The organism is Actinobacillus arthritidis, from assembly GCF_029774155.1.
GTDB classification, from domain to species: Bacteria; Pseudomonadota; Gammaproteobacteria; order Enterobacterales; family Pasteurellaceae; genus Actinobacillus; species Actinobacillus arthritidis.
Genome location: NZ_CP103833.1, coordinates 538,127 through 553,830, shown reverse-complemented (window position 1 = coordinate 553,830; position 15,704 = coordinate 538,127). Strand labels below are relative to the sequence as shown.

14 protein-coding genes and 1 pseudogene are annotated in these 15,704 nt (G+C 37.0%); 7 read left to right on the top strand and 8 right to left on the bottom strand.

The features are described 5' to 3' along the window. Positions 1-9 precede the first annotated feature (9 nt). From coaE to NYR89_RS02700, 5 genes are read right to left on the bottom strand one after another with little or no spacing between them, the layout of a single operon-like run. Positions 10-621: a dephospho-CoA kinase gene (gene coaE / locus NYR89_RS02720; protein WP_423848327.1), complete on the bottom strand. Its 612-nt coding sequence runs from the start codon at positions 619-621 to the stop codon at positions 10-12. A 21-nt stretch (positions 622-642) separates the two neighbouring features. Beyond that, positions 643-1,311 (bottom strand): prepilin peptidase, encoded by a 669-nt coding sequence (locus tag NYR89_RS02715; protein ID WP_279446235.1) that lies wholly within the window; start codon positions 1,309-1,311, stop codon positions 643-645. A gap of 2 nt (positions 1,312-1,313) precedes the next feature. Continuing rightward, on the bottom strand, positions 1,314-2,516 hold the full coding sequence (locus tag NYR89_RS02710) for a type II secretion system F family protein (protein WP_279446234.1): 1,203 nt from the start codon (positions 2,514-2,516) through the stop codon (positions 1,314-1,316). Then, entirely contained in the window at positions 2,503-3,894 is a 1,392-nt protein-coding gene (locus NYR89_RS02705) for a GspE/PulE family protein (RefSeq protein ID WP_279446233.1), read from the bottom strand. Before NYR89_RS02705 ends, NYR89_RS02710 begins: the two co-directional genes overlap by 14 nt. 25 nt (positions 3,895-3,919) lie before the next feature. Beyond that, positions 3,920-4,360 (bottom strand): prepilin-type N-terminal cleavage/methylation domain-containing protein, encoded by a 441-nt coding sequence (locus NYR89_RS02700; protein ID WP_279446232.1) that lies wholly within the window; start codon positions 4,358-4,360, stop codon positions 3,920-3,922. A gap of 191 nt (positions 4,361-4,551) precedes the next feature. On the opposite strand from NYR89_RS02700, the gene radA reads away from it, so the two are divergent. Continuing rightward, on the top strand, positions 4,552-5,931 hold the full coding sequence (gene radA / locus NYR89_RS02695) for a DNA repair protein RadA (RefSeq protein ID WP_279446231.1): 1,380 nt from the start codon (positions 4,552-4,554) through the stop codon (positions 5,929-5,931). Between the two features lie 44 nt (positions 5,932-5,975). Here the strand turns inward: radA and NYR89_RS02690 are convergent, their stop codons facing one another. Next, on the bottom strand, positions 5,976-6,209 hold the full coding sequence (locus tag NYR89_RS02690) for a YgjV family protein (RefSeq protein ID WP_279446230.1): 234 nt from the start codon (positions 6,207-6,209) through the stop codon (positions 5,976-5,978). Positions 6,210-6,333: 124 nt separating this feature from the next. Then, a complete protein-coding gene (gene folA, locus NYR89_RS02685; protein ID WP_279446229.1) occupies positions 6,334-6,822 on the bottom strand; it encodes a type 3 dihydrofolate reductase in 489 nt (162 codons plus the stop codon). Between the two features lie 84 nt (positions 6,823-6,906). On the opposite strand from folA, the gene proB reads away from it, so the two are divergent. The 6 genes and pseudogenes from proB (at position 6,907) to NYR89_RS02655 (ending at position 14,569) form a co-directional block, all read left to right on the top strand. Next, positions 6,907-7,998 carry a glutamate 5-kinase gene (proB, locus tag NYR89_RS02680; RefSeq protein ID WP_279446228.1) on the top strand — a complete coding sequence of 364 codons (1,092 nt, stop codon included), beginning with the start codon at positions 6,907-6,909 and terminating at the stop codon, positions 7,996-7,998. Between the two features lie 15 nt (positions 7,999-8,013). Next, complete coding sequence (locus tag NYR89_RS02675) at positions 8,014-8,787, top strand: TSUP family transporter (RefSeq protein ID WP_279446227.1); 774 nt, start codon at positions 8,014-8,016, stop codon at positions 8,785-8,787. After that, positions 8,788-9,420: an endonuclease III gene (gene nth / locus NYR89_RS02670; RefSeq protein WP_279446226.1), complete on the top strand. Its 633-nt coding sequence runs from the start codon at positions 8,788-8,790 to the stop codon at positions 9,418-9,420. A gap of 196 nt (positions 9,421-9,616) precedes the next feature. Beyond that, positions 9,617-10,921: pseudogene (locus tag NYR89_RS02665) on the top strand (acetyl-CoA C-acyltransferase). Positions 10,922-10,930: 9 nt separating this feature from the next. Continuing rightward, a complete protein-coding gene (locus NYR89_RS02660; RefSeq protein WP_279446225.1) occupies positions 10,931-13,048 on the top strand; it encodes a 3-hydroxyacyl-CoA dehydrogenase NAD-binding domain-containing protein in 2,118 nt (705 codons plus the stop codon). Between the two features lie 90 nt (positions 13,049-13,138). Beyond that, positions 13,139-14,569 (top strand): YdgA family protein, encoded by a 1,431-nt coding sequence (locus tag NYR89_RS02655; protein ID WP_279446224.1) that lies wholly within the window; start codon positions 13,139-13,141, stop codon positions 14,567-14,569. Between the two features lie 231 nt (positions 14,570-14,800). Here NYR89_RS02655 and NYR89_RS02650 read toward each other — a convergent pair whose 3' ends face one another. Beyond that, positions 14,801-15,685, bottom strand: a complete 885-nt coding sequence (locus NYR89_RS02650) for a MurR/RpiR family transcriptional regulator (protein WP_115589798.1) — start codon at positions 15,683-15,685, stop codon at positions 14,801-14,803. Positions 15,686-15,704: the final 19 nt, after the last annotated feature.

The window sequence follows — 15,704 nt, the reverse complement described above, 5'->3', positions numbered from 1 at the left end:
TGCTTTCCTTTAATAACTTTTTGCTAAATTTAAATAATAGTGATGTAACGCGGAAACCTGTGCTTTTATTTTCTCAAGTCCTTGTTCCAGTGGTAAATTATTTTCAATCACATCATCAGCATAACGAAGCCGCTCTGCACGGCTTACTTGCGAAGACATAATATTTTTAATCGTATCTATTTTACTTTGATCTCGTTTAGTTGCTCGCTCCAACTGAATTGACGGCTCAACATCAATCACTAAAATACGATCACATAATGTCGTTAATTGATTTTCAATTAATAACGGTACAACAAACAGTAAATAAGGGGCTGAACAGGCTTTAATTTGACGTAACATTTCTTGACGAATTGCTGGATGTAGCAAGTTATTTAACCATACTTTTTCTTGTTCATTCGCAAAAACAATTTGGCGTAACTTCGCACGATCTAATTCATTATCTGTTAAAATATTACGCCCAAAATGCTCGACAATTTTAGACAAAAGTAGCGAGCCTTTCTCAACCACTTGGCGAGCGATAATATCCGCATCAATAATAGGTACGTTATATTCTAAAAATAGATTAGCAATCGTTGTTTTGCCGCTTCCAATTCCACCGGTTAGCCCTACTACCAATGCCATATATTTTCCTTACACATCAAATCAAGTGTTTATTTTATCAATAATCATAAAAAATGTCGAAATGCTAATAAACGGAATAAACGCTAACTTTCGCAGAGTTTTTTGCGTACATAAGCGATATATAAGCATAAATCCCATGCCGAAAAGAGAAGAAAACAATAATAGACCAAATAGTTCATCTACTGTAAACAAGGGCGATAAAGCAATAAATAAGCAACTATCACCGCCGCCTAGTATCTCCTTTTTTAAAAGTTTTTGAGTAAAAAAGCCAATCACACTAAAAAAGACACAACAAAATAATAAACTTATTTGATGCGGTTCATCTAATGAGAACAATATGGACAATATAAAGATACTTGCAATATATTGAATATCCGTTAAGTAATAGCAATAGTCCAACACGGACAAAAAAACTAATATCATAAACAACAATACAAGTATCGGATCAGAAATCCACCAAACAATTAAAGGAAATATGCCATAAAACAGGTTTCCCCATGCGGTTATTTTAGGTTGTAATCTCGAAGAATGACGAAAATCGTGATAACAATAACGAGTGTCTAATAATGAATAATATTCGTCATACACCTGACGATTAATTTTATCAGCAAACTTTGGGATAGCTTGTTTACACCACCAAGCAAAACTCAAGGCAAAGATAAGCATAAAATATTGTCTGAACCCGTCCATATTTACCCTGCCAAGCCTCCCATATCGAAAATAGGTAAATATAGGCCAATTAAAATCGTGCCTATTACTAAACCAATCATCATCATTAAGATAGGCTCAATCATTTGAGAAAGTAGATCAATTTGATAATCCAATTTCTGTTGATATATTTCTCCTATATGCTCAAGCATCTGAATCAAACTACCACTTCGTTCAGCTACTGCGATCATTTGAATCACTTGGCTCTGAAATACTGTTGGATTTAAACAGTCAGACAATTTATAGCCTTGTCGTAAAAAAGTTAACATCATATTTATCTCTTTTTTTAACTGAATATCTTGTGTTTGAGCAGAAAGGAACGCATTTAATGCAATTTCCAACCGCATATGATTTTTTAACATTAACGCTAAATTTTGACTAAAAAAAACAATTCTCGAATTTGTAATAATCTGATTAAATACCGGCAATAAACTGAACATTCGCCATTTAAAAGCGGTTAAAAATGTACTGTTTTTAGCAAACCAAATAAACATAGTACCTAACACTACAAAGGCAAATGCTATCAATAACCCATAAGTTTGCAAAAAAGCAGATAGTGAAAATAGAATGGATGTAAGCAAAGGAAGAACTTTTTCTTTATCGCTATATAATTCAATAAATTGAGGGACAATAAATAACAACATTCCGATAGACAATATTAGGGAAATACTTAATGTCATTAATGGATAAAACATTATCTTTTTTACTTTTTTATGTAACTTTTCTGCTTGAGAACGACTTTGTGCAATATTGGCCAATATCACGCCTAATTGTCCGCTTTTTTCGCCAATATTAATAAGTTGTATTTCATTTTTTACTAAATAAAGTTTAAGTTTATCTAACCCCTTTGATAAGGAATATCCCGACTCAATTAATCCAATTAACTCACGAAGCCATAAATAAAGTCTAACATTGCCACTATTTTCCTGAACCATACAAAGGGATTGTTTCAGAGGAATTGCGGCATTTAGTAATAGTGCTAGTTGATTGATGACTTGTGTAATACTTTCTGAGGAAGGCTTTGTCGAAAAGACAAAATTACGTTGAATACGAATATTCGTATAACCTTTTTTAAGAAGTTTATTTTCAACCTCTTCCAGTGTTTCCGCAAGAAAACATCCTCTTTGCGATTGCTGAAATTTGTTTATTGCTTTCCAGCGAAATTCATACACTTTATGCTTCTGCATCGCCTAATACTCTTTTTACTTCAACTAACGAGGTAATACCCGCTTGGACTTTTTGCTCCGCACTTTGATGTAACGTTTTAAAGTCCAAATCAGCTGTGTTTTTATCAAATATCTCACCATTTTTGGCTAAAATTTGATAAATGCCTTCACGCCCTTTATAGCCTTGATAACACGTCTTACAACCATTGCCGGCACATTTACAACACAATTTTCGGACTAAACGCTGAGCAATCACTAATAGCAATGCATTACGTATCTCATATTCTTTTATGCCTAGCTGTAATAAACGTTCTATTGCGGAAGGTGCATCATTCGTATGTAACGTTGAAAGCACTAAATGTCCGGTTTGTGCCGCACGTAGTGCAATTTCCGCACTTTCTCTATCCCTAATTTCGCCCAACATAATCACATCAGGATCTTGGCGTAAAAAAGTTCTTAATAAACGACTAAAATCCAACCCTATCGCCGAATTGACTTGAGTTTGAATGATCCCTTCGATTTCAATTTCTACTGGATCTTCTGCAGTCATAATATGTCTGGAACTGTCATTTAAATAATTTAATGCACTATATAAAGTAATACTTTTGCCGCTACCAGTAGGTCCAGTCACTAAAATTAATCCTTGCGGTTGTTGTAATGCTTTCAATAACTTTGCTTTCTGCTCCGCTAAAAAACCTAACGTAAGAAAATCAAAATGCGTCGGTTTATTTTTTTGTAAACGTAAAACAATCTTCTCTCCCCAATGTGTCGGTAAACTTGATACCCGAAAATCGAGTGTTTCAGATAATGCTGTTTTAAAGCTAAATTGCCCGTCTTGTGGTAGGCGAGATTCACTAATATCTAATTTCGCCAATAACTTAATTCTGGAAATAACTCGCTCAGAAAGTTGTCTTGAGAGCGATTTATAATGATAAAGAACACCATCAATACGTAATCTAATGATGATCTTTTCTTTTTGCGGTTCAATATGAATATCTGATACATTATGTTTTAAACTATATTTAAAAAGATTATCTAAACTCCGGATAATCGGATCATTCACGTCTAAATTTTCCGATGCGACTAAAGATTGGTAAGGTAACTCGGTTTCTTCATAAACAGAATGTTGTTCCGGCATTAGTTGACTTAGAAGATATTTTAATTCATCGGAGGAAACCAATACCGGCTCAATTTGTTTATGTGCAATAAATGCAAAAATTTCACAAGCACTTAAATTTTTCATATCATCTATTGCCAACCATAAAGTGTGTTGATTCTCCTGAACCGGTACAGCGAGATAACGTAATAAAATATGACGTTCATTAGAATTCTTTTGCCAAAGTTCATCGGAAATTTCAAACGCCTGTTGGCTATTAACATCACAAACTGAATATGGCATTTGGTTTCCTCCTTATCCATTAACGCTATGAACAGAAGTTTGTCGGGAATAAACTCGTATCATCACCACTACATTGCGTTTCCCACGTGATAGTTTGTCCATTTTTACTCGGTTTTAGTGTATAGCTGTAATTCTCCAAGCTCCCTTGCCCAACCACTTTTATTTCTCCATTTGTTACCGATACCGATTTCAAATATTTTGAATTTTTAAGATCACTATCCTTTTTAATCCCATTTTGTCCGCTGTTACAGGCATTAATATCTCCGGTGTTATACACACAAATTTCAACATCAGTTTTATAAGAAGATGAAGCGGAAAGTAATTCCGAAAGTGCGGCTTTTTGGGTATAACTGTTATAGGAAGGGATCGCAATGGTGGCAAGAATGGCAATAATCGCGATAACGATCATTAATTCAATTAATGTAAAAGCCTTAGCAAGCGGTCTAATTAATCTGATTTTTTGCATACAATGTTCCTTATTATCTCAATATTTCTGCGTATGATTACGCCTAAACAGTCTGCAATATTTCATTAGCTATCACTAGCGAACAAAATAACTTTTGCGATCCTCATCGCAAAAACAATATCTTTATAACTGTTCATTTAGTCAGTATATTTTGTTATGATTAGGCTATTTTCATCAATTTAGAGGTCAAAATGGCAAAAGCACCAAAAACAGCTTATGTATGTAATGATTGCGGCGCAGAATATTCTCGCTGGATGGGGCAATGCAAAGAATGTAAGTCTTGGAATACCATTAGTGAAATTCGCTTAATTTCTAGTAAAGAAACAAGTAAGGGCGATCGTTTTAGCGGATATGCCGGAGAAACCTCAGGAAAAGTTCAAACTTTATCTGAAATCAGTTTACAGGAAGTCCCTCGTTTCAGTAGCGGTTTTAATGAGTTGGATCGTGTCCTCGGTGGCGGTGTCGTTCCCGGATCGGCAATATTAATCGGCGGTCACCCTGGTGCTGGTAAATCCACTCTACTTTTGCAAGTTATGTGCGGTTTATCTAAAGATTTACCGACACTTTATGTGACCGGCGAGGAGTCATTACAGCAAGTTGCGATGCGTGCCAATCGCTTAGGATTGCCGACCGAAAATCTGAAGATGTTATCAGAAACCTCTGTTGAACATATCTGTAATATTGCCGATCAAGAAAAGCCGAAAATTATGGTGATTGACTCAATTCAGGTCATGCACCTTGCCGATATTCAATCTTCCCCTGGTAGTGTTTCTCAAGTGCGAGAATGTGCTTCGTTTTTAACTCGTTATGCAAAAACTCGCCAAGTGGCGATTATTATGGTTGGACACGTTACAAAAGACGGTACGCTTGCCGGTCCTAAAGTGTTGGAACACTGCATTGATGCCTCTATTTTATTAGAAGGAGAATCGGATTCTCGTTTTCGTACTTTACGCGACCAAAAGAACCGTTTCGGTGCAGTCAATGAATTAGGTGTATTTGCAATGACGGAGCAAGGATTAAGAGAAGTAAAAAATCCTTCTGCTATTTTCCTTAGCCGTAGTGAAGAACAAACACCCGGTAGTTCCGTGATGGTACTTTGGGAGGGTACTCGTCCTCTATTAGTCGAAATTCAAGCGTTAGTTGATCATTCTATGTTAGCGAATCCTCGCCGTGTTGCAGTCGGATTAGATCATAACCGTTTGTCCTTATTACTTGCCGTCTTACATCGTCATGGCGGATTACAAATGTCGGATCAAGATGTGTTTGTGAATGTCGTCGGAGGAGTCAAAGTCACAGAAACCAGTGCAGATTTAGCATTAATATTGGCATTAATTTCCAGTTTTAGGAATCGTTCATTACCACAGGATCTTGTCGTTTTCGGCGAAGTCGGATTAGCCGGAGAAATCCGTCCAGTTCCTAGCGGTCAAGAACGAATCAGCGAAGCGACAAAACATGGATTTAAACGTGCGATTATTCCTCACGGAAATGTGCCTAAAAAGCCGATTAAAGGTATGGAAGTGTTTACTGTGAAAAAATTAAGTGATGCACTTGATATTCTTGGTAACTTTTAATACAAAAACAGACCGCTTACAAGCGGTCTGTTTCACATAAAATCTTACGAATTAACTTCTAATGGTTTATTCCAATTTTTTGCCACAAAGTAGAAATTAAGCATCGCAACAAAAAAATTCATTGCGATGACAGGAATTGAGCCGATAAAAAAGCCGTAAATAACGAATAACACACAGCCAATCGCATTAATCAAACGAAGTTTAACCACATCTTTTAATACAAAAGATAAACCGACAAATCCCATTGCCGCATAGCCTAAAAGTTCAACGTAATCCATATTTACTCCTTTATTAAAATGATTGAACTTATTGTACGCTTTCTTTTTTACTTTGTGTTTAAGGTCTAAAAATGCAAAGGTTTGCGTTTTGTAAAGATCGATTAATAGCTTATAAAATGAACAATCATACCCTTTCTAAGATCATAAAATGGCAACGATATGCGTTTTGCTCATCAATTTCCGACCATCTTTCTACCGATAATCGCCAATTTGATTCATCAAATTCAAAGGTAGTATCGCCCTCTATTTCCGCTTGAATCTCTGTTAAGTAAAGTTTGCTTGCTTCAGGTATAGTCTGCTTAAATAATTCTCCGCCGCCGATTACCATAATTTCATCCGTATTTGCAAAAGTTTTGGCTAATTCAATCGCTTGTGTAAAATTTTCCGCCATATAAGCACCTTCTACACAGAATCCGGAACGACTCAAAATAATATTTGGGCGTTTCGGTAAAAGTCGCCCGATAGATTCATAGGTTTTACGTCCCATAATGACCGGCTTACCTAACGTATTTTGGCGAAACCAAGCTAAATCTACCGGTAAACTCCACGGCATTTGGTTATCTTTGCCGATAACGTGATTTAAGGTTCTAGCAACAATTAAACTTATCTTCATTTTTTCTTCCCTTTTAATAAAATAGGCGTGATTTTAACAGATAAAAGTGATACTTTTGTGCTAAATTTTTATCGGGATAAGACTATGCAAAAAACAATTGTAATTAAATTTGGAACTAGCACACTGACTCACGGCGGAAAAAGTTTAAGTCGCCCTTATATGCTGGAATTAGTCAAACAAATCGCCCAACTGCATCAACATCATCGCGTGATTGTCGTGACATCCGGAGGTACTGCGACCGGTAGAGATTATTTAGGTCATCCCGAATTACCCAAAACGCTAGCTTATAAACAAATGCTTGTCGCTGTAGGACAAAGCCAATTAATCCGTACTTGGGAAAATTTATTTGATATTTATGGGATTCATATCGGGCAAATTTTATTAACTCGTGCTGATATTGATGATCGTGAGCGTTTTTTAAATGCGAGAGATACGCTTAATGCGTTATTGGAACAAAAAATTATTCCTGTAATCAATGAAAATGACACAGTAGCCACCGAAGAATTTAAAGTTGGCGATAATGACAATCTTTCTGCACTTGTTGCCATTTTAGCTCATGCGGATCAGCTTTATTTACTCACGGATCAAGAGGGCTTATTTGATGCAGATCCCCGTTCAAATCCACAAGCAAAATTACTTTCCGTGGTCGAAAAAATTACCCCTGAAATTCGCCAAATGGCCGGTGGTAGCGTAACCGGTCTTGGTACCGGTGGTATGAGTACCAAAATTACTGCGACCGATATTGCGACACGTTCGGGCGTTGAAACAATCATCGCCTCCGGTTCTCGTGAAAATGTATTAGTGGAGCTAGCCAACGGTGAAGCGATTGGTAGTAAATTTTTAGTACAATCCGACCGCTTGGAGGGACGTAAACAATGGTTATTCGCCGCACCGCAAGTCGGTTCACTTGTGGTAGATAAAGGCGCGGAAGCCGCATTGTTACAACATAAATCATTACTACCTGTCGGTGTTTCTGAAATTAATGGCGTATTTAGCCGTGGCGAAGTGGTTAAAATTTTTAACCAAGAAGGTAAAGCACTCGCATTAGGACTCGCTCGTTATAACAGCGATGCGTTAATTCGGATTAAAGGAAAAAAATCCGCAGAGATTGAATCCTTGCTTGGTTATGAATTTGGTTCAGTTGCGGTGCATATCGATGAAATGGTTATTTATTAAAATAAAAGGATTTTTATGGAACTTTCGTTTGATGTTTTAGCTATGTTATTCGGCATTGCAACGGTTGCCGGCTTTATTGATGCGATTGCCGGTGGTGGCGGTTTACTGACTATTCCAGCTTTACTTTCAGCCGGTATACCGCCGACGATGGCACTTGGCACAAATAAATTACAAGCCTGTGGCGGTTCATTTTCTGCATCATTATATTTTATTCGCCAAAAAGCAGTTAATCTCAGACAAATTTCCCTATTGATTCTATTGACCTTTATCGGTGCGGCTTGCGGTACAATCTTCATACAAATGATTGATGTCAATTCATTAAAAATGTTATTACCATTTTTAGTGTTAATTATCGGTATTTATTTTTTATTTAGCCCGAATGTCGGTGATGAAGATAGAAAACAACGCATCAGCTTCCCGCTATTTGCTTTTAGTGCCGCCGGCATCGGTTTTTATGACGGAATGTTCGGACCAGCCACCGGTTCGTTTTTTACACTAGCATTTATCTTATTACTTGGCTTTAATTTACCGAAAGCAGTCGCCCACGCCAAAGTGTTAAACTTTACTTCTAACTTTGCCGCACTTATCTTTTTTATATTAGGTGGTGCAGTTTTATGGAAAATTGGGTTTATTATGATGATTGGTCAATTTATCGGTGGTACTTTAGGTGCAAGAATGGTGGTGACCAAAGGTAAGAAATTGATTCGCCCAATGCTCGTGACGATGTCATTTTTAATGGTTGTCAAAATGTTATATGAACAAGGATTTTTATCTTTTCTAGGAATCTAAATGAATCAAGCAAAACGAATTGAAATATTAACCCGTTTACGTAATGAAAATCCCCATCCAACTACCGAATTGAATTACAGTAATCCGTTTGAGTTATTGATTGCGGTAATTCTTTCCGCTCAAGCAACCGATAAAGGGGTCAATAAAGCAACGGATAAACTATTTCCAATTGCCAATACACCGCAAGCTATTTTAGATTTAGGCGTGAATGGTTTAAAAGAGTATATTAAAACCATTGGGTTATTTAACAGTAAAGCGGAAAATATTATTAAAACTTGCCGAGATCTGATTGAAAAACATAACGGTGAAGTGCCAGAAAATCGAGCGACCTTAGAAGCACTTGCCGGCGTTGGGCGAAAAACGGCAAACGTTGTGCTGAATACAGCATTCGGTCATCCGACCATTGCGGTGGATACGCATATTTTCCGTGTATCAAACCGTACTGGATTTGCACCGGGAAAAGATGTGGTCAAAGTGGAAGAAAAACTGCTCAAAGTCGTACCGCCAGAATTTAAAGTCGATGTTCACCATTGGCTAATTCTACACGGACGTTATACCTGTATAGCCCGAAAACCTCGTTGTGGGTCTTGTATTATCGAAGATTTATGTGAATTTAAAGATAAAACCGAATAGTTCTATCCTCAGAAAGCGGTCAAATTTCCCTATTTTGTTGCAAAGAAAAGTGTTAATGCGACCGCTTGTGTTTATCCATCCCCTTCCTCTCTTATTAATTCCCTCTTTAGCGTTACATATCCGTTATTTATTTTCAAACTAACGGTGTTACAATATCGCCTTTACAATTCTAATCCCCTCCCGATAAGGATAAATAATGCCGAATCAGCACTTACTGACCACAAAAGGTGAGCGTGTTGCAATTGTATCCGGACTGAGAACCCCTTTTGCTCGTAAAGATACTGGGTTTAAAGACGCTTATGCGACTAGTCTTGGCACAATTGTAACCAATGAATTACTCAGCCGTACGGCAATTGAACACAATGAAATCGAACAGCTTGTTTTCGGACAAGTTATTCAACAGCCCGATATTCCTAATCCAGCAAGAGAAATCGCCTTGGCACTGAATATACCTAAATTACAGTCTTATAGTATCAGTAGTTCGTGTTTATCCGGCTTGCAAGCGATTGCCAATGTTGCTGGCAGTATTGTCAGCGGCTCAATTAATGCCGGCATTGCCGGTGGTGCGGATTCCATTTCAAATGCACCGTTAAGCCTTAGCCCTCGCGTGATTTATAATTTGAAATCTATTTTTGCCACAGGATCGCTTGAGGAAAAATACCGCCGTTTTCGTCATTTTTCGTGGAAAGATCTGAAACCTCACGGTGTGAATTTAAGAGATTTTACTACCCAAATGTCAGTAGCCGAAGTGTCGGAACAGATGGCACAAGATTATAATATTAGCCGTGCAGAACAAGACGAATATGCTCGTCTTTCCAATCAAAGAGCGTCCGATGCGTGGAAAATTGGACTGTTAAAAGAAGAAGTGATGCCGTCATTTCCTCGTCCTTATAAAGATTTTGTGGTATCAGATACCTTAATTTCCGCGCGACTAGAGAAAGCTATTATCAACGATTCTCACCAATTGTGAATAAAGAATATGCCACAGTCACTGAAGCTAATATGCCACAACCGATGGACGGAGCAGCTGACCGTATTACTGATGAATGAGTCGAAAGCAAAAGCACTCAGCTTAACGCCTTTAGGCTATATTCGTAGCTATGCGATTACCGGTAATGATATTTGGCAAGATATGTTTGCCGGTGCGACAATTGCCAGCTCACAGGCTTTAGATCGAGCAGAATTAAGTTTACAAGATATGGATTATATTGATATTCACGAATCATCCGCTAGCCAAATCTTGGCGAATATCCGTTTATTTGAATCAAATGACTTTGCTAAAAATCAGCTAAATCGTACCGCTTGTTTAGGTAAAATTGATATGGACAAATTCAATCATTTGGGCGGTTCTATTGCTTTTGGTAATCCTCGTGCAGTAACCAGCCTACGTACGGTTATTCAATCACTCTATGCACTTAAACGTAAAGGCGGCGGTATTTCATTAGTTGCCTCAAGCGGTTTAGGTGGATTAGGGGCGACAATGGTACTAGAAAGCGAATAAGGATAGATTATGACAGAACAATTAATTCAACCGCCAATGTTTCAGGTGGAAGTGGATGATAATCGAATTGCCATCATTCGTATCCATTCCGCTGATAATGATGCCAACTGGTTAACCGAAAACTTTGCAGAGCAATTACGTGATGTAATCGGTACGCTTATTTACCAACAAGCTCAAGGTGCAATTCTGATTTCCGCTCGTCAGAATAATTTTATCCAAGGCTTAAAACCCAGTATTCTCAAACAAAAAACGGATGAACAGTTATTCGCCTTTTCACAAAATGCTCAAGCTATCATGCGAGAACTCAATACGCTTAAATTACCGATTATTGCGGCGATTGATGGTAATTGCTTTAGTGTCGGTTTAGAACTTGCTTTAGCCTGCGATTATCGAATTGCCAGCGATGAGCCACATACTCAATTTGCAATGCCACAAGTCCGCTCAGGGCTTTTACCCTTTGCCGGAGGAACGCAACGTTTACCTCGTTTGATTGGTTTACAAAATGCGACACCTTTATTGTTATCCGGTAAAAAAATTGATGCGACAGCCGCAAAATCTTTAGGATTAGTGGATCAACTAGTGCCTAATACAAAATTACTGGCAACGGCTTACCAATTATTACATAGCGGTAAAATACAAAAAACCGATCATAAACGACCGCTTACCCTCTTCAAAAAGTGGCGTAAACAATTAGAGGGCAACAAATTATTCCGTAACAAGTTTTTAGATCGTACCGAAAACTTAATTTGGCTTGACACATTCGGTAACTACCCTGCGGTCGCTAAATTGATCGAATTACTTAAAGAGCCGCATTTTAAACAAGGTTTAATTCTTGAACAGCAAGCCTTTGTGGAATTATTTAATACGGAAAGCTCAAAAGTATTAATTGAATTAAAGAAAACCGAACGAGCAATGAAAGATAAATATCGTATTCGTGGTAACGTTCGCGATATCACTCAAGTAAGTATTTTAGGTTCAGGTTATATGGGAGCCAGTATTGCTTATTTAACCGCCAATAATGCTAAAGTTCCGGTGCGTATTAAGGACATTCATCCCTCTGAAATTCGTAAAGCATTACGGACCAGCTTTGAATTAATGCAAAAAGCCGTAGATAACAATCAATTAAATCACGGCGAAATGCTCCAAAGAATGAATCTCATTACTGGTGGCGAACGTTTAGTGGCGGCCAAATCAACTGATTTCGTAATTGAAGCAGTATATGAGGATCTCGCACTTAAGCAACGAATGTTATTAGAGAGTGAAAATTATTATAGTAAACATACCATTTTTGCGACAAATACCTCGACCTTAGCTATTAAAGATATTGCTACTCATGCGCTACGTCCGGAAAATGTCATTGGCCTACATTACTTTAGTCCGGTGACTAAACAAAAAATAGTGGAAATTATACCGCATACCACAACCAGCGAACATACGATTGCAACAGCGATTCATTTTGCTATTCAGCAAGGAAAAGTACCGTTCTTAGTTGCAGATAAACAAGGTTTTTTCATTAATCGAATCTTGACGCCATTATTACTTGAAGCAATTCAATGTTTAATTGACGGTGAATCAATTGAATTTATCGACCGCTCGTTACAAGAATTTGGCTTTAAGTTAGGCCCTCTGGCGATGATCGATGAAATGGGGCTGGACGTATTGGTTAAATCTAATCCAGCATTAGTCCGTGAATTAGGCTCCCGATTTAATTTACCGGATAGCGTTGATCTATTAGTCAGAAACGAACGCAAAGGCTGTAAAAATAAACGGGGATTTTATATGTATGACCGTTTCGGCGAACGCTTACAGGAAGATAAAAGTATTTACCACGTGATGGAAACCATTGCTCGTAATGATTTGGAATCTGAACAAATTGCACGCCGTTGTGTTTTGCGAATGATTAATGAAGCGACTTGGTGCTTGCAAGATAACGTTATTTCATCTACGGATGAAGGGAATGTTGCTTCTGTACTCGGTACGGGATTTCCAGCATTCCGTGGTGGTATCTATGCTTATATAGAGAAAATCGGTGCAAAAGAAATTGTACGTCAATTACAGCTTCATCGTAAGCAATTCGGTAAGCGATTTGAACCTTGCGAATGGTTGATACAACAAGCTGAAAACTAAAATAGTTGACTAAAAAACTAGTCTTTTACAAAGACCTGTTTTTTTATTAGAATCTATACATTATTTCTTTCACTACTTAAGGATTAACTAATGAAAAAATCAACCGTTGCAGTTTCTATTATTGTTGCTTTAGCCGCAATGACAACCGGTGGTGCGTGGTATACGGGCAACCAAATTGAACAACGCTATCCACAGCTACTTGAACAAGCTAATCATCATTTAAAATCACTTAATATTTATAGCATTGATGCCAATATTAGTGATGTGAAATTGACTAAAGGGATTTTCAGTTCAGAGGTTCAATATCAAGTTAATATTAAAGAAAGTGATGCAACGTTAACCTTTAAAGGCAATGACAAAGTTTATCATGGTCCAATTCCGCTTAATCGCTTAATGAAAGGCAATTTGATGCCGATGTTATTAAGTGGAGAAACGCATATTTCGGCAGTTGATGAAAAAATTAAAACCTATTTTGCCAATAATGACGTACTCACAGCCGTAACCGATGTAAACTATTCCGGTGAGGTTGCAGGGAATGCAACACTGAATCCGGTCAAAACGGATAAGGTTGAAACCTCAAAAATTCACTTTGAAGGTGATTATAGTGGTTTCGGCAAACAGAAATTCACTGCGGATTTAATTAGATTCAAAAATGCCGATGCTAACCCTGAACAAAACCACGAAAAAATTGAAATTACTGACTTAAATTACGATGCGAATTATGTCAAAGATAAGCAATATCCAACCTTACAAGGCATTGGTGACTATCACCTTTCATTTAAAAAGCTAGCACTCTTTGCCGAGAATAATCAAACAGTCAATCTCAATGAGTTTATCTCTAAAGGTAACAGTAAAATTGAGAATGGGCGACTGTTAAGTTCTGGTAATTTTTCGGTAAAAGCGGATCTAGCTGAGAACAATAAAACCGCTGACTTAGGTAAGATCCAAACGGATATTTCAATGGAGGTTGATGCAAAAGCATTTAACGATTTGAGGGTACTTTCAGATAAATTGGAAAGCGAATCACCTGAAGTTCAGCAACAGATTCAAGCGATTGTTATGGCATTAGTGACTCAATCGCCAAAATTAAAAATCAATGAATTTTCGCTTGAAAATGCGAAAGGGAAAAATACGCTTTCACTCAATCTGGATTTAGATAAATTTGATATGTTACAGATGTCGCAAGCGGAATCTATCCAAGATACGCTTAAAATCTTTAAACCGTCAAATCTAAACGTTAATCTAAACTTAGGCGCAAGTGAAGAAGTGGCTAAACAGTGGTTAACGCTTTATCCGGAGCATCAAGCCGGAACAGCGGAAGAAAATGCGAAAGCACTTGTACAAGAATTGACTCATTATGCTCAAAGCTCAGGATTAGCTAGCGTAGATGCTGAAAAGATTAAAATGGCATTAGCAATTGAAAACGGCAAAGTGATGCTCAACGGGAGAGAGGTTTCGGAAGCGGAATTGCAAATGGCACTATTCGCCATTATGTTCGGCACCGGCGACTTAGGTCAGTAACAACTGAAAAGCCATAAACAAGCGGTCTGTTTTAGGAAAATATTTTCTAATCTAAGCATAAATAACGTTTGAAATAAAAAGAGTCGTTAAAGTTATACTAAATAATCTTTAACAACTCTTTTCTCATATATTCGCTTGCTTGCATATTTTCCATAAAATGGCTATCCATCGCTACCATTTAATATAGTATTTTGTTACTAACATTTTTAAGAATTAAAAAAACTTAATATATTAGTTACTTCCTGAAAAAGTATGAAAATACTGGAACAATTCTTCTAATGCTTGAAAGTTTCCTTCGCCTTCCGACTTTTCATAACATAGGTGTAGCACGAGTTCTACAAAATAAAATCCTATAATTCTACTTTGAAAAATTGCATTGGCATCACTAGGTAAAACAAATTGAATATCAGTAAATTTTCCATAAGGATTGGAGTGTGAATTAGTCACTAATACAATTGTTGCATTTTTCCGTTTAAACCATTTCCCAATTTCTATCGCTACATTATTAAAACGGTAATAAGAGAAAATAATAAGGGCATCATTCTCATTTACATGTAACATCTCTTTTGGTAATTCACTAGTATCAAGTGAAAGACATACCACATCATCACGAAAATATTTTATCAAAGTCGAAAAATGTTTTGCCATGGCAAATGAAGAAGATGGACCAACGACAAATATCCGCTTATTTTTATTAGTCAGCAGGTGAATTAACATATCCAGATCATTCAAGTTTAATTGAACAAGAAAAGTTGTTAATAATTGCTGAATATTACAACTGAATTTTTTCGCCAAATTTTCCGTGCTAAAAAACTCACTAGCCTCTTTTTGATGATGAATTGTTATAGGTGCACGTAATTGATTAGGTTTTAGTCCTAATTCTATGCTCTTTTTAAAAGAGGAATAACCGGTAAATCCCAATTTATTCAAATAACGACCAATAGTCGCTTTACTTACATTTGCATTTATTGCGATGTCAGTAATACTACAATACATCAATTCACTAAAATGTGATTGAAGATAATGAGTTAAACGTAATTCAGCATCGGTCAATTTATCTAGTTTCTCTGCTAGTTCATGATAATCTTGCAATGTTAGTGCATTAATTTTTCTCATTATCTTCTCTTTACACTTT